20 protein-coding genes are annotated in these 20,916 nt (G+C 75.0%); 11 read left to right on the forward strand and 9 right to left on the reverse strand.

The genetic code is table 11. From position 1 onward, the window contains the following. Nucleotides 1-171: 171 nt before the first annotated feature. Nucleotides 172-480: a hypothetical protein gene (locus ACLFMI_RS06185; protein ID WP_410946754.1), complete on the reverse strand. Its 309-nt coding sequence runs from the start codon at nucleotides 478-480 to the stop codon at nucleotides 172-174. Nucleotides 481-659: 179 nt separating this feature from the next. Then, complete coding sequence (locus ACLFMI_RS06190; protein ID WP_410946755.1) at nucleotides 660-2,282, reverse strand: MFS transporter; 1,623 nt, start codon at nucleotides 2,280-2,282, stop codon at nucleotides 660-662. Between the two features lie 114 nt (nucleotides 2,283-2,396). Here ACLFMI_RS06190 and ACLFMI_RS06195 point away from each other — a divergent pair, with 114 nt between their 5' ends. Together ACLFMI_RS06195 and ACLFMI_RS06200 are read left to right on the forward strand one after the other, a co-directional pair. Then, nucleotides 2,397-2,981 carry a TetR/AcrR family transcriptional regulator gene (locus tag ACLFMI_RS06195; RefSeq protein ID WP_410946756.1) on the forward strand — a complete coding sequence of 195 codons (585 nt, stop codon included), beginning with the start codon at nucleotides 2,397-2,399 and terminating at the stop codon, nucleotides 2,979-2,981. An 80-nt stretch (nucleotides 2,982-3,061) separates the two neighbouring features. Next, nucleotides 3,062-3,535 carry a hypothetical protein gene (locus ACLFMI_RS06200; RefSeq protein ID WP_410946757.1) on the forward strand — a complete coding sequence of 158 codons (474 nt, stop codon included), beginning with the start codon at nucleotides 3,062-3,064 and terminating at the stop codon, nucleotides 3,533-3,535. Nucleotides 3,536-3,601: 66 nt separating this feature from the next. Here ACLFMI_RS06200 and ACLFMI_RS06205 read toward each other — a convergent pair whose 3' ends face one another. Together ACLFMI_RS06205 and ACLFMI_RS06210 are read right to left on the reverse strand one after the other, a co-directional pair. After that, complete coding sequence (locus ACLFMI_RS06205; protein WP_410946758.1) at nucleotides 3,602-3,943, reverse strand: DUF6802 family protein; 342 nt, start codon at nucleotides 3,941-3,943, stop codon at nucleotides 3,602-3,604. Between the two features lie 67 nt (nucleotides 3,944-4,010). Further along, the gene (locus ACLFMI_RS06210) at nucleotides 4,011-4,493 is read right to left on the reverse strand and encodes a hypothetical protein (protein ID WP_410946759.1); all 483 of its coding nucleotides are present in this window, start codon (nucleotides 4,491-4,493) and stop codon (nucleotides 4,011-4,013) included. 810 nt (nucleotides 4,494-5,303) lie between these two features. Between ACLFMI_RS06210 and ACLFMI_RS06215 the strand changes: the two genes are divergently transcribed. The 4 genes from ACLFMI_RS06215 to ACLFMI_RS06230 all read left to right on the forward strand — a co-directional run bounded on the left by ACLFMI_RS06215 (nucleotide 5,304) and on the right by ACLFMI_RS06230 (nucleotide 9,525). Next, complete coding sequence (locus tag ACLFMI_RS06215; RefSeq protein WP_410946760.1) at nucleotides 5,304-6,044, forward strand: glycosyltransferase family 2 protein; 741 nt, start codon at nucleotides 5,304-5,306, stop codon at nucleotides 6,042-6,044. Nucleotides 6,045-6,128: 84 nt separating this feature from the next. Next, complete coding sequence (locus tag ACLFMI_RS06220) at nucleotides 6,129-7,148, forward strand: glycosyltransferase family 2 protein (RefSeq protein WP_410946761.1); 1,020 nt, start codon at nucleotides 6,129-6,131, stop codon at nucleotides 7,146-7,148. Continuing rightward, nucleotides 7,141-7,905, forward strand: coding sequence for a tRNA (guanosine(46)-N7)-methyltransferase TrmB (gene trmB / locus ACLFMI_RS06225; RefSeq protein WP_410946762.1), 765 nt, complete (start codon nucleotides 7,141-7,143; stop codon nucleotides 7,903-7,905). Before ACLFMI_RS06220 ends, trmB begins: the two co-directional genes overlap by 8 nt. A 54-nt stretch (nucleotides 7,906-7,959) precedes the next feature. Then, nucleotides 7,960-9,525, forward strand: a complete 1,566-nt coding sequence (locus ACLFMI_RS06230; protein ID WP_410946763.1) for a nitric oxide synthase oxygenase — start codon at nucleotides 7,960-7,962, stop codon at nucleotides 9,523-9,525. Nucleotides 9,526-9,548: 23 nt separating this feature from the next. Here the strand turns inward: ACLFMI_RS06230 and paaI are convergent, their stop codons facing one another. Next, on the reverse strand, nucleotides 9,549-9,941 hold the full coding sequence (paaI, locus tag ACLFMI_RS06235; RefSeq protein ID WP_410946885.1) for a hydroxyphenylacetyl-CoA thioesterase PaaI: 393 nt from the start codon (nucleotides 9,939-9,941) through the stop codon (nucleotides 9,549-9,551). Nucleotides 9,942-10,024: 83 nt separating this feature from the next. Here paaI and ACLFMI_RS06240 point away from each other — a divergent pair, with 83 nt between their 5' ends. Together ACLFMI_RS06240 and ACLFMI_RS06245 are read left to right on the forward strand one after the other, a co-directional pair. Beyond that, nucleotides 10,025-10,681 (forward strand): NYN domain-containing protein, encoded by a 657-nt coding sequence (locus tag ACLFMI_RS06240; protein ID WP_410946764.1) that lies wholly within the window; start codon nucleotides 10,025-10,027, stop codon nucleotides 10,679-10,681. Next, nucleotides 10,678-12,018, forward strand: coding sequence for an amidohydrolase family protein (locus tag ACLFMI_RS06245; RefSeq protein WP_410946765.1), 1,341 nt, complete (start codon nucleotides 10,678-10,680; stop codon nucleotides 12,016-12,018). Before ACLFMI_RS06240 ends, ACLFMI_RS06245 begins: the two co-directional genes overlap by 4 nt. Before the next feature lie 31 nt (nucleotides 12,019-12,049). Here the strand turns inward: ACLFMI_RS06245 and ACLFMI_RS06250 are convergent, their stop codons facing one another. Then, a complete protein-coding gene (locus ACLFMI_RS06250; RefSeq protein WP_410946766.1) occupies nucleotides 12,050-13,300 on the reverse strand; it encodes a D-arabinono-1,4-lactone oxidase in 1,251 nt (416 codons plus the stop codon). 517 nt (nucleotides 13,301-13,817) lie between these two features. Further along, complete coding sequence (locus ACLFMI_RS06255; RefSeq protein ID WP_410946767.1) at nucleotides 13,818-14,279, reverse strand: hypothetical protein; 462 nt, start codon at nucleotides 14,277-14,279, stop codon at nucleotides 13,818-13,820. A 567-nt stretch (nucleotides 14,280-14,846) separates the two neighbouring features. Between ACLFMI_RS06255 and ACLFMI_RS06260 the strand changes: the two genes are divergently transcribed. Beyond that, nucleotides 14,847-16,445 carry an SDR family oxidoreductase gene (locus ACLFMI_RS06260; protein WP_410946768.1) on the forward strand — a complete coding sequence of 533 codons (1,599 nt, stop codon included), beginning with the start codon at nucleotides 14,847-14,849 and terminating at the stop codon, nucleotides 16,443-16,445. Nucleotides 16,446-16,458: 13 nt separating this feature from the next. Here the strand turns inward: ACLFMI_RS06260 and ACLFMI_RS06265 are convergent, their stop codons facing one another. Next, nucleotides 16,459-17,625 carry a class I SAM-dependent methyltransferase gene (locus ACLFMI_RS06265; protein ID WP_410946769.1) on the reverse strand — a complete coding sequence of 389 codons (1,167 nt, stop codon included), beginning with the start codon at nucleotides 17,623-17,625 and terminating at the stop codon, nucleotides 16,459-16,461. Nucleotides 17,626-17,834: 209 nt separating this feature from the next. Here ACLFMI_RS06265 and ACLFMI_RS06270 point away from each other — a divergent pair, with 209 nt between their 5' ends. Together ACLFMI_RS06270 and ACLFMI_RS06275 are read left to right on the forward strand one after the other, a co-directional pair. After that, nucleotides 17,835-18,380, forward strand: coding sequence for a dTDP-4-dehydrorhamnose 3,5-epimerase family protein (locus ACLFMI_RS06270; RefSeq protein ID WP_410946770.1), 546 nt, complete (start codon nucleotides 17,835-17,837; stop codon nucleotides 18,378-18,380). Beyond that, entirely contained in the window at nucleotides 18,377-18,610 is a 234-nt protein-coding gene (locus ACLFMI_RS06275) for a hypothetical protein (protein WP_410946771.1), read from the forward strand. Before ACLFMI_RS06270 ends, ACLFMI_RS06275 begins: the two co-directional genes overlap by 4 nt. A 348-nt stretch (nucleotides 18,611-18,958) precedes the next feature. Here the strand turns inward: ACLFMI_RS06275 and dnaB are convergent, their stop codons facing one another. Next, on the reverse strand, nucleotides 18,959-20,368 hold the full coding sequence (dnaB, locus tag ACLFMI_RS06280; RefSeq protein WP_410946772.1) for a replicative DNA helicase: 1,410 nt from the start codon (nucleotides 20,366-20,368) through the stop codon (nucleotides 18,959-18,961). Between the last annotated feature and the right edge of the window lie 548 nt (nucleotides 20,369-20,916).

The following is a 20,916-nucleotide window of genomic DNA, read 5'->3' on the forward strand; positions in this document are numbered from 1 at the left end:
ACGCGAACGCGACCCGAGTCGGGCGACGGATTCGCCGCTCCCCGGCGAGAGCAATACGGAAAGACGCGGTCCGGCTCCGGAGAATGTCGTTCGCGAAGCCGGAACGACTCGCGTCAACGTATTGATGAAACGTTCTTTCGCATCACGAGTACCGAAGTGATGCCGACTGCCTCAGCGCGCGGCGGCGGTCGCCGCCGGAGCGGCCCGTGCGAGCTCCGGCACCATGATCGGGAGCCGGTGTGCGGTCACCTGCCAGTACCGGGCCTCCGGCTCCGCGGCCCGCCAGGCGTCGGCGAGCCGGGTCACGGCCTCCGGGTCGACCTGCCGGCGCGGCCGGGGCCGCATCCCGCAGCGCTCGCGCACACCCGCGTCGAGTGCCCGCCACGCGTCCCCGGCGGTGGTGTGCACGGTGACCTCCGGGCGCCCGCCCACGTCGTCCCCGAGCACCAGGGTGTAGGCGCTGACCAACTCGTACGGCACGGTTCGCTCCCACGGTCCGCAGTCCGACGGCGTCGCAGCCGTCCCGGTCGGCCGTAGTGAACCAGCCGGGGGACCCGGATCCGTCCGATCGAGGCCGGGCGGGCGCCGCGCGTCGCCGGAACCACTCCTGCGGGACGCCGGGTGGTCGCCCGTGCCGCTCACGAGTGGTCGCCGGGTGCTCACCGCGTGCGATCAACGGTGCGGATTCCGCGCCGTGTCGCCCGTGCCGTGCCCGCCTGCTCCGCGCCGGCGTCGATCTCGGCGGCGGCGGCCCGGTGGGCACGCCGGAGCCCGCGGCCCGCGAGCATCAGCACGCCCGCGACCAGCGTCGCGGCCACCCCGGCCGCGACGTCCACCCCGGTCACGAACGCCTCGCGTCCGGAGCCGAGCAGCTCGGCCGCCGGCCCGGGCGGCAGCGTCCCGGCAGCAGCGACCGCCCCGCCGAGGGTCTCCCCGGCCGCGGCGGGTGCACCGTCGGGCAGCGTCACACCGGCCCGGTAGACCGCGCTCAACACGCCGCCGACCAGTGCGGTGCCGAACACCGCACCGACCTCGTACGCCGTCTCGGACACCGCGGACGCGGCGCCCGCCTTCCGCGGTGGAGCGGCGGCGAGGATCGCGTCGTTGGTGACGGTCTCGGACAGGCCGATCCCCGCGCCGATCAGCACCGCCGCCGTCACCAGGAGCGCCACCGCGGAGTCGGCCCGCACCCACAGGCAGACCAGGTAACCGGCGAGCACCGTCGCCAGCCCGGCCGACACCAGCACGTGCAGCGGGAACCGGCGGGCGAGCCGGGCCGCGGCGAGACCCGCCGCGATCGTCACCAGGAAGCCCGGCAACAGCAGCAGCCCGGCCTGCAGCGGCGAGTGGCCGAGCACCAGCTGCAGGTACTGCGCGGAGAAGAACAGCAGTCCGGTCAGGCCGAACATGGTGGTCGCGTTGGCCAGGGCGCTGTGCCGGAGCACCGGCCGGGCGAACAGTTCCAGGTCGATCAGCGGGGTGCGTCCGGACCGCACCCGTCGACGGCAGTGCGCGACGAACCCGGCCGCGGACGCCACGCCGACGACCGCGGCGAGCCCGGCGCCGGGGGTCGGCCCGTCCGCACCGACGAGCTTGACGGCCAGCGCCAGCGGCCCCATCGCCAGCAACGACAGCAGAACGCCCACCAGGTCGAGCCGGTCCGGGTTCGGCTCCCGCGACTCGGGCAGCAGGACCGGTGCGACCAGGAGCATCAGCGCCATCGGGGGCACGCTCATCACGAAGATCGAGCCCCACCAGAAGTGCTCCAGCAGCACCCCGCCGACGATCGGGCCGAACGCGGCGCCCGCCGCGAACCCGGTCGCCCAGACGGCGAGCGCGAGCCGCCGATGGGTCCGGTCGACGAAGACGGTGCGCAGCAGGGCCAGCGTCGAGGGCATCAGCATCGCACCGAACACGCCGAGCAACGCCCTGGCCGCGACGAGCTGCGCGGCCGACGTCGCGAATCCGGCGGCCAGCGACACCAGCCCGAACCCGGCGACACCGATCATCAGTAGCCGCCGTCGGCCGATCCGGTCGCCGAGGGTCCCCATCGTGATCAGCAGGCCGGCCAGCACCAGGGGGTAGCTGTCGACGACCCAGAGCAGCGTCGACGCGTCCGGGCGCAGCGCGGCGCTGAGCGCGGGCAGCGCGACGCCGAGCACCGTGTTGTCGATCGACACCAGCAGCGTGGGGATCGACAGCACCGCCAGGGCGAGCCAGGCGCGCACGCCGGGCCGGTCCGGCGCGACCGCCGGGGTCCGGGTGGTGACGGCGGGGGTCATCTCGTGCTTCCTCTCGAGGCGTGACTATACCGTCCGGACGGTACAGTCCTCGACCCGGTCCAGGCCACCACCCGCGGCACGGGTGAGCCGGAACACCGCCCCTAGACTGCGCGGATGGCCGGCCGGGGACAGCGCAACGAGAACGCCCCGGGCCCGGCACGCGACCGGGTGCTCGACGCGTACGAGACGCTGCTGATCGAGCAAGGCCCGGCCGGCGCCACCCTGGACGCCGTCGCCGCGAGCGCCGAGGTGTCCAAGGGCGGGCTGCTCTACCACTTCGCGTCCAAGGAGTCGCTGGCCACCGGGCTGCTCGACCGCCTGCGCGAGCGCAGTGCCGTCGACGCCGAGCTGATGCGCGCCGACCCGCACGGCGCGGTGGCCTACTACCTGCGGACGTCGGTGCCCGGAGGCGCGTCCCCGGCCGGGCTCACCCGCACCTACCTGGCCACGCTGCGGATCGCCGACGGCAGCACGGTCGGCGCGGGCGCCCGCGCGGCACTCGCCGACGTGGACGCCGACGGCCTGGCCGCACTGCGCACCGAGATCGACGACCCGGTGCTGGCCTGGCTGGTGCAGCTCGTCGGCGACGGCCTCTACCTGCGCACCCTCACCGGTGCCCCGCTGACCGGCGGGGTGCCCCCGGAGGAGCTGCACGACGCGCTGCGCCGGCTGCTCGGAGGCACTCCCCGGAACGACTGACCGGCCCGCGCGCGTAGCGCGCAGGAACGGTCGCGCACGGTAGGCTCGGGCACTGCTCGCGTACGGGGGAGGGGGCCACGGTGCAGGGAACCGGCAGCTATCTGGCGCTGGTCCTGGTCGGAGTGCTGATCACGGTCGGCGTCGGCCAGATCCTGCTGCGCTCCGGTCAGCCGTTCCTGGAGGACGTCTTCCAGAACAACGAGACGGCGCACTCGATCAACCGGCTGCTGGTGGTGCTGTTCCACCTGCTGACCCTCGGCGTGCTCGGGATGATCTCGATCATCCCCGTCCCGTCCGACGCCGGACCCGCACAGACGATCGTGTTCAAGATCGGCGTCGTGCTGCTGCTGGTGGGGATCGCCTACGGCGTCTCGATGCTGGTGCTGCTGCGGATCCGCGAGCGCCGCAGGCAGGCGGCGGTCTCCGCGGCGATCGACGAGAAGATGGCCGAGCAGCGCCAGGGGCAGGGCAGGGGCGGGCGGTTCCGCCGCGGTGGCGCGGTCGGGCCGGACGGCGAGTCCGCCCAGGCCCCCTCCGAGCAACCCGAGGACTGAGACCTCCCCCTCCTCGCCGCTCGCGTTGTGGAGCCTTGATGCGAGTTCGGGCTGGACGTGACCGTGTCACGCTCCGGTCAGGCGCTGCACCAGCGCGCCGAGCAGACCGAGCGGGTCCGGGTCGTCGTCCGGCGCCCGCAGCGCGGCCGGCCCGTCGAGGACGGTGACCCGGTCGGCGAACCCGTCGGCGTCCAGGTCGGTCCACAGCGACATCCCACCCGTCCCCTGCACGAGCAGGGTGTCCGGCACGCCGTCGCCGTCGGCGTCCCGGGCGGCGGACCCGGCGATCGGGACCGCCGCGCCCGGCCGCAACAGCTCGTCCGGGTGCGGGGCACGGGGGACCGGCACGCCGGCCCACCAGGCCGGGCCGGGCCGGGACCAGGTCCAGCCCGCGGCCGCACCGGTCACCGCCACCGTCCCCCACGGACCCCGACCCGGGGGCCCGGGACGCGGAACCGCACGCCCCGGCGCCGGATCAGGCCACACGACCGGCACCCCGGCGCACCGCCGCGACCGCCCCGTCCGGCCGCGGGCCGGTCACCCCGGCGGCCCGCTCGGCCTCCAGCGACCGTCGCACCAGCTCCCGTTCCGCGGCCACGGTCACCGCCGCACCCACCCGCTCGGCCAGCGCTCGCGCCCGGACACCCCGGACGGCGTGGATCCGGGCCAGCACCGCGGCCCCGGCCAGGAGCAGCGCCCCGGCCAGCACCAGCAGCGTCGCCCACCCGCTGCCCGGCCATGCCCGCCCGATCCCGCCCACGCCCGACAGCACCGACCCGGAGAGCAGGCTCCCCGGGAGCACGGCGCCGGGCACGACGACACCGGCCGTCCCGGCACCGGGCGGGCGCCGGCCCGTGTGCCCCCGGCGGGCCGGGCGGCGGACCACCGGACCGGGCAGCACCGCAGCGGCAGCATCGACCAGCACCACGGCGCCACAACGTTCGGTGATCGCGGCCACGCCGACAGTCGCTCGAACGGGGGTGATTCCCGACACCCGACTCGGGTCGGGGGTGACCGTGTGCCATGCACGGGACCGGGCCCGCGCCCGCCGCACGGGCGGTCCCGCGAGCCGGGCCCAGCCGTCGTCGAGGGTCCGGCCCGGGGCCGTCAGCGCGGACGTCCACCACGTCCGGTCGCAGGCCCGTCGCGGGTCAAGCCCCGCCTCCGCCACCACGGCCGTGAGCTGCGCGGACAGTGTTACGGCGCAGTCCATCCGGGCCAGCGCCAGCGCCGGGCGGAGATCGCTTTCCGGGGCACTGCGGGCCAGTCGGGTGCGCGTCGTCGGCATGCGGCAGAGTCTCCGGGGCCGGGCCGGGACGGGGATGAGTAGGAACACCGAAACCGGCCGCCGGGCCCTCGGCGCGGGTGAGCAGCGGCGCCGCGAACCGCACGGAGAGTTCCGAACGAAACCACCGTCCGGGGCAACCCCTCGGGGCGACCACGCGTCAGAGCAAGTGGGTCCACCCCCTTGTTCGGCACGAGAACCGCAACCAGACCGTGACACCGTCGTTGGACGAGTAGAGCGGAACTGTATGGAGGAAGTGTGAGCGCCGTTACGCCCGCCCGCCCGGCCGTCACGCCCGAGTCGAGCGCGCCCGCGCGCCCGGGCCACCAGACCGGCTCCGGCGTGGGACAGACGCCCCTCCCGGCGAGTCCTGCCCGTGGCAACACCGGTGCACCCCGCACCCCGCAGCCGGAGGGTCCGGAGGGCTTCCGGCGCCCGCGGCCGCGGCCGGCGCCCCGCCGCAGCCCCAACCCGTCCGTCTCGGTGATCGTGCCGACCCGCAACGAGTCGCGGAACCTGGAGATCGTGCTGCCGGCCATCGCCGCGGTGCGCCCGGCCGTGCACGAGGTGCTCGTGGTGGACGGCAACTCCACCGACAACACGGTCGCCGTCGCCCGGCGCACGCTGCCCTGGTCGCGGGTGATCACCCAGACCCGCAAGGGCAAGGGCAACGCGATGGCCTGCGGTTTCACCGCCGCCACCGGGGACGTCATCGTCATGTTCGACGCCGACGGCTCGGCCGACCCGAACGAGATCCCGGCCTTCGTCGAGAAGCTCGTCGCCGGCGCCGACTTCGCCAAGGGCAGCCGGTTCCGCAAGGGCGGCGGCTCGGACGACATCACGCTGCTCCGCAAGACCGGCAACGCCGGCCTGAACGGCGTCGCGAACCGGCTGTTCGGCACCACCTACACCGACCTCTGCTACGGCTACAACGCCTTCTGGGCGGACCTGCTGCCGCAGCTGGAACTGCCGGACCCGGCGGCTCCGCAGCCGGAGGACGGCTCGATGCTCTGGGGCGACGGCTTCGAGATCGAGACCGTGCTCAACTGCCGGGTCGCCGCGGCGGACCTGACCATCGCCGAGGTGCCCTCGGTCGAGCGCGAGCGCATGTTCGGCGAGACCAACCTGCGGACCTTCGCCGACGGCACCCGGGTGCTGCGTACCCTGATGGCCGAGCACCGTCGCATGGAGCAGCGCCGCAGGTCGTCGGGTTACGCCCGCTAGACCCGCTCGGCACTGCCCCGAGATCACGGCACCACCCGGTCGCGGTACCCCGCGGCGTGCCATGACCCGAGGAGCGAGGACATCGTGAGCGCCCTGCCGACCGCCACCGTGGTCGTCTGCGTCTACACCGAGAAGCGCTGGTTCGACATCAAGGCCGCGGTCGAGTCGGTGGCGGCCCAGTCCGCCGGGCCGGACGGCACAGCACCGCTGGAGACGATCGTCGTCGTCGACCACAACGACCGGCTGCTGGAGCGTGCCGAGCGCGAGTTCGGCCCCGGCGGCGTGGTCGTCGTCCCGAACGACCGCACCCAGGGCCTGTCCGGCGCCCGGAACACGGCCGTCGACCTGGCGTCCGGCGAGGTCGTCGTCTTCCTCGACGACGACGCCGCGGCCCGCCCGGGCTGGCTGTCCGCGCTGCTGGCGCCCTACGAGGACCCGGACGTGATCGGCGTCGGCGGGATCGCGCACCCGAAGTGGCCGGACGGCCGCCCGCGCACCCTGCCCGGCGCCGCGCCCGGCGACACCGACGCGACCGGTGAGCTGGACTGGGTCGTCGGCTGCACCTACACCGGCCAGCCGGTCGAGCGGGCCGAGATGCGCAACCTGATGGGCTGCAACATGTCGTTGCGGGCCGAGGTGTTCAAGCGGGTCGGCGGGTTCGCCGAGGGCATGGGCCGGATCGGCAAGAACCCGCTGGGCTGCGAGGAGACCGAGCTCTGCATCCGGGCCCGGCAGGCCTACGTCGCCGACGGCCGGTCGCCGCGGATCCTGTTCGAGCCGGAGGCCGCGGTGGACCACCGGGTGTCCGACGACCGGGTGTCCTGGCGCTACCTGCTGCGCCGCGGCTGGGCCGAGGGGATCTCCAAGGCCGCGGTCTCGAAGGTCGTCGGGACCGGGGACTCGCTGTCCGCCGAGGGCAGCTACGCCCGGAAGGTGCTCCCGGCCGGCGTGCTGCGCGAGGCGCGGGACCGCAACCCGGCCTCCGCGGCGGCGATCGTCGCCTGCTTCGGGGTCACCGCGGCCGGTTACGTCCGCGGCCGGCTGCCCGGCGCGACCGCGCACGTGCGGATGCCCGCCGCCGGCGGGAACGGCAACGGTGCCTGAGCCGGACACCGCCGCGCCCCGCGACACCCGGATCCGCAGCTTCGTCCACCAGCGCAGTCGGCTCTCCGACGGCCAGCAGGCCGCATGGGACAGGCTCTGGACGGTCTGGGGCGACGAGGTCGCGGACCTCGTCGCCGGGCTGCGGCCGTGGGACCCGCACGCCGCGTTCGGGCGCCGCGCCCCGGTGGTCCTGGAGATCGGGCCGGGTATGGGGGAGACGACGGCCGCGCTGGCCGTCGCCGAGCCGGACGTCGACCACGTCGCCGTCGAGGTGTACGAGCCGGGACTGGCGCAGCTGCTGATGCGGATCTCCGATCTCGGCCTGACCAACCAGCGGCTGCTGCGCGGGGACGCGGTCGAGCTGCTGGAGCAGGTCGTCTCCCCCCGGTCGCTGGACGGCCTGCGGATCTTCTTCCCGGACCCGTGGCCGAAACGGCGGCACCACAAGCGGCGGCTGATCCAGCCGGACTTCGTCCGGCTGGCGGTCTCCCGGGTCGTCGAGGGCGGGCGGGTGCACCTCGCCACGGACTGGCCGCACTACGCCGAGCAGATGCGGAGGGTGTGCGATGCGGAGCCGGCGCTGCGCCCGGATGCCGCCCTCCCGGTGGGTCCGGACGGCTGGCAGGTGCGCCCGGACGAGCGGCCCACCACGAAGTTCGAGACCCGGGCGCGGCTCGAGGACCGTCCCGTGCGGGATCTCGTCTACACGGTCGCTCACGAATGTGCCGAAACTGACACACGGAGAGTGACCGATTAGGCTCGGGGTGCCCCCGACTTGGATCCCCGCCCGAGTGACTCCCTAAGGACGCCTGTGACGACGGTGGAGCACGCCGCGAGCACGCAGCCCGCCCGCCGGCCGGCCGGTTTCCGGCCCAGCCCGACACCACGTGACCCGGCAACCGGGCCCGCTCACGGCGACGACGAACCGGAGACCCGGGCGGTCACCCGGGTGTCACCGTCCGAGGCCGCCCCGACCGCGGCGACACCGACGGCGGCGACACCGACGGCGGCGACACCGACCGCGGTCGTCCCGGCCGCCGCTCCCGCCGCTGAGCGAACCACCCTCGCCGTCGCGCTGCCCGAGGGCACGACCGTCGCCGTCCCGCGACACGGCACACCGCCGTCGGCGCCGGAGGCGACGACCGTCGCGACCCGGCGCCCGGACGGTCCCGCGGTGGCGGCCACCACCGTCGTCGAGGCCCGGCCGGCCGCCTGCCCGGTCACCGGGCACGGCCGCTCCGGCGGCCACCCACCGCCGCCCGGCGTCCCGGACGAGCGCGCACCGGAGCCGGTCGACCCGGCCGCCGCCGAGGAGTTCCTGCGCCAGGTCTACGCCGAGACCGAACCGGAGATGCCGTTCACCGAGCGGCTCCGGCAGGTGCGCGGCGAGATCGACCGGACCGGGCTCTACAGCCACACCGGTCACGAGCTCGTGTTCGGTGCCCGGGTCGCCTGGCGGAACTCGGCCCGCTGCATCGGCCGCCTCTACTGGAAGTCGCTGCAGGTCCGCGACCTGCGCCGGCTGCACGACCCGGCCGACGTCGCGCAGGAGAGCGTCGGGCACCTGCGCGCGGCGACCCGGGACGGCCGGATCCGGCCGACGATGACCGTCTTCGCGCCGGACGGCCCCGGCCGGCCCGGCCCACGGATCCGCAACGACCAGCTGATCCGCTACGCCGGGCACCGCAACGCGGACGGCACCGTCACCGGGGACCCGGCGCAGGCCGACTTCACCGACCACGTGGTGGGTCTGGGCTGGCCCCGCCCGCAGCCGCGCGGCCGGTTCGACGTGCTGCCGCTGCTGATCACCGGTGCGGACGGGCGGTCCCGGCTGTTCGACGTCCCGCCGGACGCCGTGCACGAGGTCCTGCTGCGGCATCCGGACCTCCCGTGGTTCGCCCAGCTGGGGCTGCGCTGGCACTCGGTCCCGGCGATCAGCAACATGCCGCTGGAGATCGGCGGCGTCACCTACCCGGCCGCGCCGTTCAACGGCTGGTACCTCGACACCGAGATCGGCGCGCGGAACTTCGCCGACACCGACCGCTACGACCTGCTGCCCGAGATCGCCCAGCGGCTCGGGCTGGACACCCGCTCGGTGCGCACCATGTGGAAGGACCGGGCGATGGTCGAGCTGACCCGCGCCGTCATGTTCTCCTTCGACGCCGACGGCGTCACGATGGCCGACCACCACACCGAGGCCGAGCGGTTCCTCACCCACCTGGCCCGCGAGGAGTCCGCGGGGCGGAGCTGCCCGGCCGACTGGAGCTGGATCGTGCCGCCGATGTCGGGGGCGCAGACCCCGGTGTTCCACCGCTACTACGACGAGCCGGACCCGCAGCTGCGCCCGGCGTTCCTCGAGCCGACCCGGACGCCCTGAGCCGGCAGGGATCGAGCCGGAGGTCAGGCCGGTGGGGGCGCCGCGAGGCCCGGCACCTGCCGGGTCCGGCCGCGGAACTCGGCCACCACGGCGCCCTCGGCGGTGCGGACCGTGACGTCGTAGAGCCCGGCCCGCCCGGCCAACGACCGCTCGACGGCCTCCGCGCTCAGCACGTCCCCGCTGCGGGCCGGCGCCACGAACGCGATGTCCGCGCCGGTGGCCAGCGCGGACACGCCGTAGGCGTTGCAGGCGTAGGCCATCGCGGTGTCGGCCAGCAGGAACAGGTAGCCGCCGTGGCAGACCCCGTGCCCGTTGGCGTGGTCGGTACCGACCGTCATCGTCGCGACCGCCCGGCCGGGCCCGACCGAGGTGACGTCCACCCCGGCCGCCCGGGCGGCCCGGTCCGCGGCCCGCATCGCGGCCGCGCTCTGCTCGGCGACCCGCTGCGGGTCGGGACTCTCGGTCACGGGTCCCAGTGTCCGCCATTAGGCTCGCCCCCATGAGCACTGGGGCGATGTCGGTACCGGGCCAGGCGGGGCGCGGGGCGCCGACCGGCCCGCTGGAACGGGTGCTGCTGGTCTGGGACGCACCCAACATGGACATGAGCCTCGGATCGCTGCTCGGCGCCCGCCCCACCTCGGCCTACCGCCCCCGCTTCGACGCCGTCGGCCGCTGGCTGCTGGACCTGGCCGGAACCGAGACCGAGGCGGAGGCGTGCGTGTTCACCAACGTCGCCCCGGGCAGCATCGAGATCGTCCGGCCGTGGGTCGAGGCGCTGCGCAACGTCGGTTTCGCCGTCTTCGCCAAGCCGAAGACCAGCGAGGACTCCGACGTCGACGACGACATGCTGGCGCACATCGACATGCGCGCCGGCGAGGGCCGGCTGCGGCACGTCGTCGTCGCCTCCGGGGACGGGCGCGCGTTCAGGGAGCCGCTGGAGAAGCTGGTCGAGGTCGGCACCGACGTCACGGTGATCGGCTTCCGGGAGTACGCCGGGTTCGCGACCTCCTCCGAGGTGATCTCGTTCCTGGACCTGGAGGACATCGACGGGGTGTTCCGCGAGCCGCTGCCCCGGGTCTCGCTGGACACGCTGCCCGACGAGGGCGCCTGGCTGCCGCCGTTCCGGAGCCTGCGTTCGCTGCTGGAGCGCCGGTGACCGCCCCGATCACGGTCCAGCGGCTGACCGCGCCGGTCGCGCTGTCCTGCGCGCCCGGCTTCCCGGTCGTCCGGGACGCGGTGCTGGACGTGGACGACACCGGCCGGATCGCGTACTTCGGCCCCGCCCCGCAGGCCCCCGCCACCGATGCCACGGTCCGGCCGCTACCCGGCCTGCTGATGCCCGGGATGGTCAACACGCACTGCCACACCCCGATGTCGGTGCTGCGCGGGATGGGCGGCGACCTGCCGTTGATGCCCTGGTTGACCGGGGTGATGTGGCCGGCCGAGGCGCTGCTGACCGAGGCCGACGTCCGCGCCGGCATGCTCGCCGGCTGCCTGGACCTGCTGCGCACCGGATGCACCACCAGCGTCGAGATGTACTTCTTCACCGACGCCCTGGCCGACGCCGTGCGCGCCGCGGGCTCGCGGGCGGTGCTCACCCCGGGGATCATCGCCGCGCCCGGCTGGGACCGGCTGGGGACCTGGGAGCAGATGCGCGACGACATCTCGTCGCGGATCGACGCGCACGGCCTGATCCCGGACCTCGACGGCCGGATCGAGTACGGCTACGGCCCGCACTCGGCGTACACGCTGCCGGACGGGGCGATCGCCTCGGTGTCCGAGCACGCCCGCGAGCGCGGGGCGCTGGTACACACGCACATCGCCGAGTCGCTCGGCGAGGACGCGCACCTGCGCGGCGAGCACGGCTCGGTCCCGGCGATGCTCGACGCCGACGGCGCGCTCGGCGGCCGGATGCTGGCCGCGCACTCGGTGCACCTGTCCGACGCCGACATCGACACCTTCACCCGGCACGGCGTCGCGGTGGCGCACTGTCCCGGCTCGAACGCCAAGCTGGCCTCGGGCACGGCACGGCTGCTGGACCTGCGCCGATCCGGGCTGCGGATCGGGCTGGGCACCGACGGTCCGGCCTCCTGCGACGACCTGGACCTCTGGTCCCAGGCCCGGCTGGCCGGCCTGCTGGCCCGGGTCGGGTCCGACGACGCGGCCGCGCTCACCGCCGCCGACGTGCTGCTGATGGCCACCGCGGACGCCGCGCACGCGATCGGTCGCGACGACCTGGGCGTCCTCGAGGCCGGGCGGCGGGCCGACGTGGTGCACGTGGACACCGACGACACCGCCTTCGTCGCGCCGGAGGACGACGCCCAGCTGGTCTCCAACCTGGTGTGGGCCGGCGGCTCCCGGCTGGTCCGCGACGTGTGGGTGGGCGGCGAGCAGGTCGTCGAGGAGGGCGAGCCGACGAGGGCGGACCGTCGCGAGGTCCTCGCCGACCTCCGCGCCGTCTCCACCCGCCTGCGCTCCGCCCTGGCTCCCTGACTGTCCCGCACCGCGGGGGAAGGGCGCGGGGTCAGGGGCCCAGGAGGGTGGCCAGGTAGGGGTCGGTGAACCGGTGGTCCGGGTCGAATCGGTCCCGGGCGGCGCGGAAGGCCTCCCACCCCGGGTAGGCGACGGCCAGTTCGTCCGGGCCCCAGGCGTGCCGGGTGGTCCAGCAGGGCCGGCCGCCGGCGTCCTCGCAGACCGCGGCGGCGAGCCGGCGCACCGGCTCCTGGTCCGCGCCGCGGGTCCGGATCCGCAGGTAGGCGGTGTCCCGCCCGGACGCGGGGTGCACCAGGCCGGTCTCGGACCGCCCGGTGCGCACACGCACCGGGCGCAGCTCCCGGCCGCGAGCGGCCACCGCGGCACCGAGCTCGCGCAGCACCCCGCCCACCGCCGCGTCCGGGATCGCCCACTCGGACAGGTCCGGATCCCACGGCTGCGGGTCCGGCAGCACCTCGTGTGGCGGGCCCTCGGTCCCCGGCGCCCAGCGCTGCGGCGGTGGCCAGGACGACCGCGACGACCACCACGACGTCGCCAGCCGGGACACCGCGCGCCCCCACGACTCGGCGCCGCGCTCGGTGGCCTCCGGCTCGTCCGCGCCGACCGGATCGGCCCAGCGGGCGACCGCCTGCCCGCTGTGCACCGCCACGTCGCACTCGGTCCAGGCGTGTCCGGCGAGGAAGCCCTCGGCGAGCAGCTCGTCGGTGCGGGCGGCCCGCTCGTGCACGCGCAACCGGCGCAGCGGCACCGTGCGCAGGTCCACCGCGGTCAGCACGCCGAGCGCGCCGAGACCGCACCGGACCGCCTCCAGGTCCGGACCGTCGGTGACCTCCCGGACCCGGCCGGCGCCGTCGACCAACCGGGCCGCGCGGACCTGCGCCGACAGCGAGCCCTCGCCGGGCGCGCCGCCGTACATCCCGAGCTGGACCGCACCCCCGACGGTGGCCCGCGGGGCGTCGGGCACCGTCGCCGGTGCCCGGCCGGCGGCCGCGAGCGCGGCGCACAGCGCGGCGATCGTCTCCCCGGCCCGCACCCGGACCGTCCCCTCGCCGGCCGGCAGCTGATCGTCACCGGCCGTCATGTCGACGATGCCGGTGAGCGCCGAGGCGTCCAGCAGCACGTGGTCGGTGCGCACCAGCGGCCCGGGCACCCGCCCGCCGGCCCCGGACGGCCGCACCGGGGTGCCGCGCTCCGCCGCGCGGCGGACCGCCGTGGCGACTCCGGCCTCGTCCAGCGGACGGTCGGTCCGGCGGGGGCCGGCCGCCGCGGCGTCGATACTCATCCATCGGAGGGTAGAGCGCGGGGCGGCACCGTGCGGCGCGACGCCCCGCGGCTCCGGTGCCGGCGTGGCGCCGTCAGAGCGGTGGACGACGACGTCCGGACGCCTCTTGTGACGGCACCGGCCGACCGTTACGGTCACACTCCGTGGCGATCATGTTGCGCCACCCGGGTTCGGGCCGACGTCGTCCCGGGCTCCCCGCGTCGCACCGTCCGGAATCGCGCTCCCCACGGTTCCGGCCCGTCGCGACGACCGCCTCCGGCATCGCACGACCGTGCCGGGGGCGCGCGCGTGCGAGGGCCGGGCCCCGGTCGGCTCCCTCCGACCCGGCCGCCCGGCCCTCGCCTCGCGTGCTGACGGCCCTGCTCCCCAGCCGGCCGTCACCCACCCCGCGGCCCAAGGTCTCCGCGGGACGTCCTGCCCACCCGCGCCGGCCCGTCCCGGCCCCCACCGGGTCGAGCTCCTGCGACGTGCGGGTCGTGCCCCGGCCGGCATCCCCGACCGGCCGGGCGTCGTGCCGTCAGGCGCTGTGGCTCAGCCGGTGCCGTCCGGCCCCGCCCAGCAGGTCGGCGATCGCCGCCCGGTCGGCGGCCCGCTCGGCGTCCCGGCGGCGGCGCAGCATCGCCAGGGCCGCGTCGCCGGGCTCGGCGGCCGCCCGTCCGGTGGGCCGTCCGCCCGGTCCGGCGGGTGCCGGCACCGCCGGCTCGGTGTGGAACGCGGCGACCGCGTCCGCCGTCCCGGCCCCGGAGCGCCGGGGAGTGGTCCGGACCGTGCCGCGGTGGACGCGACGGACCGCGCGGCCGGAGGCCCCGCCGCGCTGGCGCTCGCGCCAGCCGCCGACCGTCAGCGCGTGGAAGATCGGCGTCTCGTCCTCGATCTCGGCGTGCATCTCGTGCCGGCCCGGGAACGGCCAGCCGTTCCCACCCTGCCCGGCACGCCGCCGCCGGACCGACGACTCGAGGCCCCTGTCGAACTCGTGCACCCGCCCTACCTCCTGCTCCCTGACGTCGTCGTGGGTCGGTATCGGCTAGACCGTGCATCGCACCGGACGTACCGCCGTTCAGCCCACTCACCCGGACAACGGGTGACACCCGAGCGGGGAAACGGCCGCCGCGCCGTCGTTACAGCCTTCCGGCAGGTTCCGCTCGGACGGGTGGCGTAGCCGCACTGTCACACTCCGTGGAGGACACGGAGCGTGCACATTCGGCGCTCTTGTGGAGCAGTGCGTGACCGTCTCCCGACGGTCACGCCGTCCGGTGCGAGCCCGGGGAACCCTTGTTCCGCAGGTGATCCCGGCATCTGCGCGCACGGTGACCGGGACACCACCTGTCGGTGTCGAGGCAGCCCTTCGGATCGTCCACTACACGGGTGTCGTTCGACGGAACGTGACCGGAATCGGTCGGCACTGCTCCGTCGGCACGGACGCTGGGCCGTCCGTGCCGATCCGTCGAGCAGCGGGACGGGTGGTCCACGGGCCTCCGGAACGGCTGCCGCACCCCGGCGTCGCGGGGCCCGGCGGGGCGCCGTGACCGGTGGCACGATCGGCGGCGTGCGATACCTCGTCACCGGAGCGACCGGCTACATCGGTGGGCGCCTGGCGCCCCGGCTGCTGGGCCACGGGCCGGAACCCGATCTCGTGCCGGACCCGGCCGGGGGGCCGGTGACCGTGCGCTGCCTGGTCCGTGACCCGGACAAGCTGCGCGACGTGCCCTGGGCCACCGACGCCGAGGTCGTCCAGGGGGACCTGCTCGACCCGACGAGCGTCCGGGAGGCCTGCCGGGACGTCGACGTCGTCTACTTCCTGGTGCACTCGCTGTCCGACGACGACTTCGCCGCCACCGACCGGCGGGCGGCGCTGATCCTCGGCGAGGCCGCCCGGGAGGCGGGCGTGCGCCGGATCGTCTACCTGGGCGGGCTGCACCCGGACGGTCCGCTGTCGGCGCACCTGGCGTCCCGGGTCGAGGTCGGCGAGACGCTGCTGCGGTCCGGCGTGCCGACGGTGGTGCTGCAGGCCGCGGTGATCCTCGGCTCCGGCTCGGCCAGCTTCGAGATGCTGCGGCACCTGACCGAGCGGCTGCCGGTGATGGTGACCCCGAGCTGGGTGCACAACCGGATCCAGCCGATCGCGGTGCGCGACGTGCTGCGGTACCTGATCAGGGCCGCGGAGCTGCCGCCCGAGGTGAACCGGACGTTCGACGTCGGCGGGCCGGAGGTGCTCACCTACCTCGACATGATGCAGCGCTACGCGAAGGTCGCGGAGCTGCGGCGGCGCCGGGTACTGCCGGTCCCGTTGCTCACACCGGCGCTGTCCGCGCACTGGGTCAACATCGTCACCCCGGTGCCGAAGTCGATCGCCGCGCCGCTGATCGAGTCGCTGGTGCATGAGGTGGTCTGCTCCGAGCAGGACATCCTCGGCCACATCCCGGACCCGCCGGAGGGCCGGATCGGCTACGACCGCGCGGTCCGGCTGGCACTGGCCCGGATCACCGACGCCGAGGTGGAGACCCGATGGTCCGGCGCGACGGTGGAGAACGTGCCGTCGGACCCGCTGCCCAGCGACCCGGACTGGGCGGGCGGCCGCGTCTACCTCGACGAGCGCGAGCAGCAGAGTGCGGCGGCCCCGGCCCGGCTGTGGGCCGTGGTGGAGGGCATCGGCGGCGAGCGCGGCTGGTACTCGTTCCCGCTGGCCTGGTCGGTGCGCGGCTGGATGGACCGGGCCGTCGGCGGGGTGGGCCTGTCGCGTGGCCGCCGCGACCCGCACGACCTGCGCACCGGCGACGCGCTGGACTGGTGGCGGGTCGAGCGCCTGGTCGAGCCGCACGACGACGAGTGGGGCCCCGACGCCGAGGCACTGCTGCGGCTGCGCGCCGAGATGAAGGTGCCCGGCCGGGCGTGGCTGGAGATGTCGGTGCGCCCGCGCCCGGGCGGGTCCAGCTACCACCAGCGAGCGGTGTTCATCCCGCACGGCCTGCCCGGCTACCTCTACTGGTGGTCGGTGGCCCCGTTCCACGGGATCGTCTTCGGGGGGATGGTCCGCAACATCACCCGGACCGCCGAGCGGGACGGCGGCGCTCCGGCCCCGCGCAACCGCCGGCCGTCCTGGCTGCGGTCGCGGTCGCACCGCACCGGGAAGGACCGGGCGGCCTGACCGCGGGCCGGGATCACCCGGGGGAGCGGGACCCGAGCATCGCGAGCGGCGGCAGGGTCTGCACGGCCTCCCGGCCGGCGACCGGAACGACCCAGCGGCCGCCCGCCGCCTCCACCTCCGGGAGCTGCGCGCGGACCTCGTCGGCCAGCGCGGGCAGGAACAGCACCACCCGGTCCGGCCGGGCCGCGGCGAGCTCGTCGGGGGAGACGATCGGGATGTCGGTACCCGGCATCCGCCGGCCCTGCTTGCCCGGCGCGGCATCACCGATCGCGGTGAGCAGGCCCGCGTCCAGCCCGGCCCGGCAGATCAGCGGCACCGCGCGGGAGGCGGCGCCGTACCCCGCCACGGTGCGGCCCGCGGCGCGCTCGGCGGCGAGCCAGTCGCGCAGCCACCGGACGTCGTCGGCGGCCTCCTGCAACCGGGCGAGCGCGGCCGGGTCGGTCACCCCGAGCGCGCGCTCCTCCTCGATCAGCTCGCGGGTCGCGGCGTCCGGGGCGGCGTCCGCGCGGGCGGTGACCAGCAACGTCCCGCCGGACAGCGGGTACCGCCAGGCCCGGTGCACCCCGAGGCCGAACCCGCGCAACGCGGCGTCCAGCGCGGGCAACGACCAGTAGGCGTAGTGCCCGTGCCGCAGGTCGTACCACTGGCCCTCGCGCAGCACGGTGCCCAACGGCAGGAGCTGCATCGCCAGCGTCCCGCCGGGCGCCAGCGCGGCCGCCCGGCGGTGCAGCGCCCGGTGCTGGTCCGGCTCGTGCAGCAGGCCGTAGAAGTCGACGATCAGGTCGGCGGTCCCGTCCGGGCATCCGGCGGGGTCCACGGCCGTCATCCCGCGGCCGGTCAGCCGCGGCAGCCACGACTCGCCGTGCGGGCTGCCGAACTCGACCACCCGGCCACCGGGACGGAGCAGCCCCTCCGCGGCGAGCCGGGAGACCGAGCGGTCGCTCTGCTCGACGACCGCCCGGGGCTCCACGGCGAACAGTTCCTCGACGTGCTCGGCGTCGGCCTCCAGCTGGGCCAGCCCGCAGTCCCGGCAGCACCACATGCGCAGCGGGTACGCGGCGTCCGGCAGCGGGGTGTCCCACGGCGGCATCCGGTCCCACGGCGGCTGCTCACCCAGGTCGAGGACGACCGGGCCGTCGGAGCCGTGGCAGGCGCGGCATCGTGTCGTGCCGTCCGGCATGGCCGCTCCGTCCGCTCGGCGAGGTCGATCGATCCGCTACCGCCGATGGTAGTGAGGCCGGGATCCGGTCGTGCGTGCACCCGGATGGAGCAGCGTGGCGTCGCGGTGCGTCACCGAGGTGCACCCGGCTCGTTGTCGTCACCAGGACAGCACGACAGTCGGCCGCGCCCCGCTCGCGGTGTGGCCGGCCCGGGACGGGAGGGGCAGCGATGCACGTTCACCGCACCGTCGTGCCGGGCGCGCTGCTGCTCGACCCCTCGCTGCCACCGCCCGGGCACGCCGGACCGACCGAACCGGGCGGGGTGCCGACCGGCTTCCGGTTCCGCCGCCGGCACCGGCTGGACGACGGCGCCGTGCACGGCCTGCACGGGAACCCGACCGGCCCCGTCCTGCTCGGCGTGTCGCACGGTTCCGGCTACGCCGTGGTCGTGGACGCCCGGCCGGCGGCCGAGACGTTCGGCCGGCTCGCCGTCGCCCTGCTGGACGCGGACACCCGGCAACGCCTGCTGGTGCCGCCGGGCTGCCTGTACGGCGCCCAGGCGGTCGGCGGCCGGGCACTGGTGGAGGTCCGGTCGGGTGCCCGCTGCCCGCGGGGCGAGCGGATCGTCGTCGACCCGGACGACGCGGATCTCGGCCTGCGCTGGCTCCGGCCACGCCCGAAGCACGTGCCCGGCCCCGCCCGGTCCTGGGCCGGCCTCTGCACCCGGCTGGGCGGGCCCGCCGGGCCGCGCCGGGATCGCGTCTCCATCTGGTGAGCCCCGCCGGCTCGGCGTCGGGAATCGGCGCCGCCACAGCGTCGATCCTTCGTGACCACGGCGCCAGGGTCATCGGCTGCGACCTGAGCGACGCCGACGTCATCGCCGATCTGTCGAGTCCCGCCGGCCGCCGGTCGCTGGTCGATCAGGTGACGAAGTGGGACCCAAGTGATCTTCGCCGACGCGGCGCCGAGGCGGCACTGCTCGGTGACCGTCACTGGTGGGCGTGACATCCGTCCTCCAGCGCCGGCACGCGTCCGGGCCGGAGATCGGGACGTGTTCGCGGGTGAGCGAGTCGCCGATTCGCAATAGCCCGCCCCCGAGGGCCCGGCGTCAGGGAATCCCGAAGGCCGCCGCGACAGTCAACGCGAGTAGGTGCTGAAGTCCTGATGATCGCCTGGAGGGTCCGCGCCTCTGCTGCCAGCATCCCTGATCGAGCCGCTGTGGGTCGAGTTCGCTGCCCTACGATCTCACCCATCCGAACGACCCGGGCTGGAGCCCGGACTCCGGTCGGCTCGGACGGGCCGTGCGGCGAAGCGTCATGAGGTCATCGAGGCCGTCCTGAGACGCGAAGGCCATCAGCCGTGCGCGAGGTCGGAGAACCGGCTGTAGTGCAGCTGGTGCGCCACGGTGACCGTCGTCGTGGGCCCGTTCCGGTGCTTGGCCAGGATCAGGTCCGCCTCACCGGCCCGCGGGTCGTCCTGCTCGAACGCGTCCGGCCGGTGCAGCAGCACGACCATGTCGGCGTCCTGCTCGATCGAACCGGACTCACGCAGGTCCGACAGCATCGGCCGCTTGTCGGTGCGCTGCTCGGGACCACGGTTCAGCTGGCTCATCGCGACCACCGGCACCTCGAGCTCCTTGGCCAGGAGCTTGATCTGCCGGGAGAACTCCGAGACCTCCTGCTGCCGGGACTCGACCTTGCGGCCGGAGGTCATCAGCTGCAGGTAGTCCAGGATGATCAACTTGAGGTCGTTGCGCTGCTTCATCCGGCGCGCCTTGGCCCGGATCTCCATCAGCGTCAGGTTCGGCGAGTCGTCGATGAACAGCGGCGCCTCGGAGATCTCCGACATCCGCCGGGCCATCCGGGTCCAGTCCTCGTCCGACATCCGGCCCGCCCGCATGTCGGCCAGCCGGATCCGGGACTCCGCCGAGAGCAGCCGCATCACGATCTCGGACTTGCTCATCTCCAGCGAGAAGAACGCGCTGGTCATGCCGTTGCGGATCGAGCACGACCGGGCGAAATCCAATCCCAGGGTGGATTTCCCGAGCCCGGGCCTGGCCGCGATGACGACCATCTGGCCCGGGTGCAGGCCGTTGGTGCACGCGTCGAGATCGGCGAACCCGGTCGGCACCCCGGCCGCCATGCCCCCGTTCGAGGCGATCGCGTCGATCTCGTCCATCGTCGGCTGGAGGAGCTCCTCCAGCACCACGTAGTCCTCCGTGGTGGTGCGCTCGGTGACCTCGTAGACCGCGGCCTGGGCCCGGTCCACGACCTCGTCGACCTCGCCGCCCTCGTTGCCGTGATAGCCGAGCTGCACGATTCGGGTCCCGGCCTCGACCAGCCGGCGCAGCACCGCCTTCTCGCCGACGATCTCGGCGTAGTACGCCGCGTTCGCCGCCGTCGGCACCGTCGCGATCAGGGTGTGCAGGTACGGCGCCCCGCCCAGGCGGACCAGCTCACCGCGCCGCTGCAGCTCCGCCGACACGGTCACCGCGTCGGCCGGCTCACCGCGGCCGTAGAGATCCAGGACCGTCTCGTAGACGGTCTGGTGGGCCGGCCGGTAGAAGTCCTCCGGGCGCAGCACCTCGACCACGTCGGCGATCGCGTCCTTGCTCAGCAGCATGCCGCCGAGCACCGACTGCTCCGCCGTGAGGTCCTGCGGTGGCTGGCGGTCGAAGGTGCCGTTCGGATCGGCGCTCTGCGAGCCCTCGCCGTCCCGGACCGCACGAGGACGTCCAGCGGGACGATCGTCCGTCAGAGCCATACGCAGCGTCACCCCCGGTGCACACCATACTCGAACAAGGGTTCGACACGCGAGCGGAGGCGTGCGCCGGCCGCGTGGATCCCCCGTGATCTCCGTGCTCCCGGTGGCGTGCGCGGGCAGCGCGGCCGGGAGGCCGCGCGGGATGCCCGCCGCCGGAGCAGGTGACCCGAGGCTAGGCCCGCGCGCCGGGCCTGCCTAATCGTGCTGTGTAGCGATCTGGGGATGACCTGTGCACGAACACCGCCCGACCTGGGACGGGCGTGTGGACAGCCTGGGGACAGTGGACCGATCTGCACGATAAGGGCAGGTCAGGGCGCTGATACTCGGTGTGGACAACATCGTCGTGCGTGTCGTCGATGGCGCCCGACCGGGCGTGTCGGAGGCGTGGCGACACCGTTCGCCGCCCAGCGCGTCCACAGGTCCGCCCGACGAGCGGGCCGTCACCACGTGGCGTGTCGCCTGCGTGACAACGGATGCGGATGGGATCACCCGTCCGCGGCCGCTCCGTCCATCCCGGCCCCCGGCGGGCATCGTCATCCGCCGCGGAC

Source organism: Pseudonocardia nantongensis (assembly GCF_046546495.1).
Taxonomy (GTDB): Bacteria; Actinomycetota; Actinomycetes; order Mycobacteriales; family Pseudonocardiaceae; genus Pseudonocardia; species Pseudonocardia nantongensis.

Excerpts from the sequence above, each read along its gene's own strand:
- paaI (WP_410946885.1), bottom strand. The coding sequence starts at position 9,941 with ATGCGGGCCGCGGACCGGGCCGCCCGGGCGGCCGGGGTGGACGTCACC.
- ACLFMI_RS06190 (WP_410946755.1), bottom strand. The coding sequence starts at position 2,282 with ATGACCCCCGCCGTCACCACCCGGACCCCGGCGGTCGCGCCGGACCGG.
- ACLFMI_RS06240 (WP_410946764.1), top strand. The coding sequence starts at position 10,025 with ATGAGCACTGGGGCGATGTCGGTACCGGGCCAGGCGGGGCGCGGGGCG.
- ACLFMI_RS06250 (WP_410946766.1), bottom strand. The coding sequence starts at position 13,300 with ATGAGTATCGACGCCGCGGCGGCCGGCCCCCGCCGGACCGACCGTCCG.
- ACLFMI_RS06265 (WP_410946769.1), bottom strand. The coding sequence starts at position 17,625 with ATGCCGGACGGCACGACACGATGCCGCGCCTGCCACGGCTCCGACGGC.
- dnaB (WP_410946772.1), bottom strand. The coding sequence starts at position 20,368 with ATGGCTCTGACGGACGATCGTCCCGCTGGACGTCCTCGTGCGGTCCGG.
- ACLFMI_RS06195 (WP_410946756.1), top strand. The coding sequence starts at position 2,397 with ATGGCCGGCCGGGGACAGCGCAACGAGAACGCCCCGGGCCCGGCACGC.
- ACLFMI_RS06270 (WP_410946770.1), top strand. The coding sequence starts at position 17,835 with ATGCACGTTCACCGCACCGTCGTGCCGGGCGCGCTGCTGCTCGACCCC.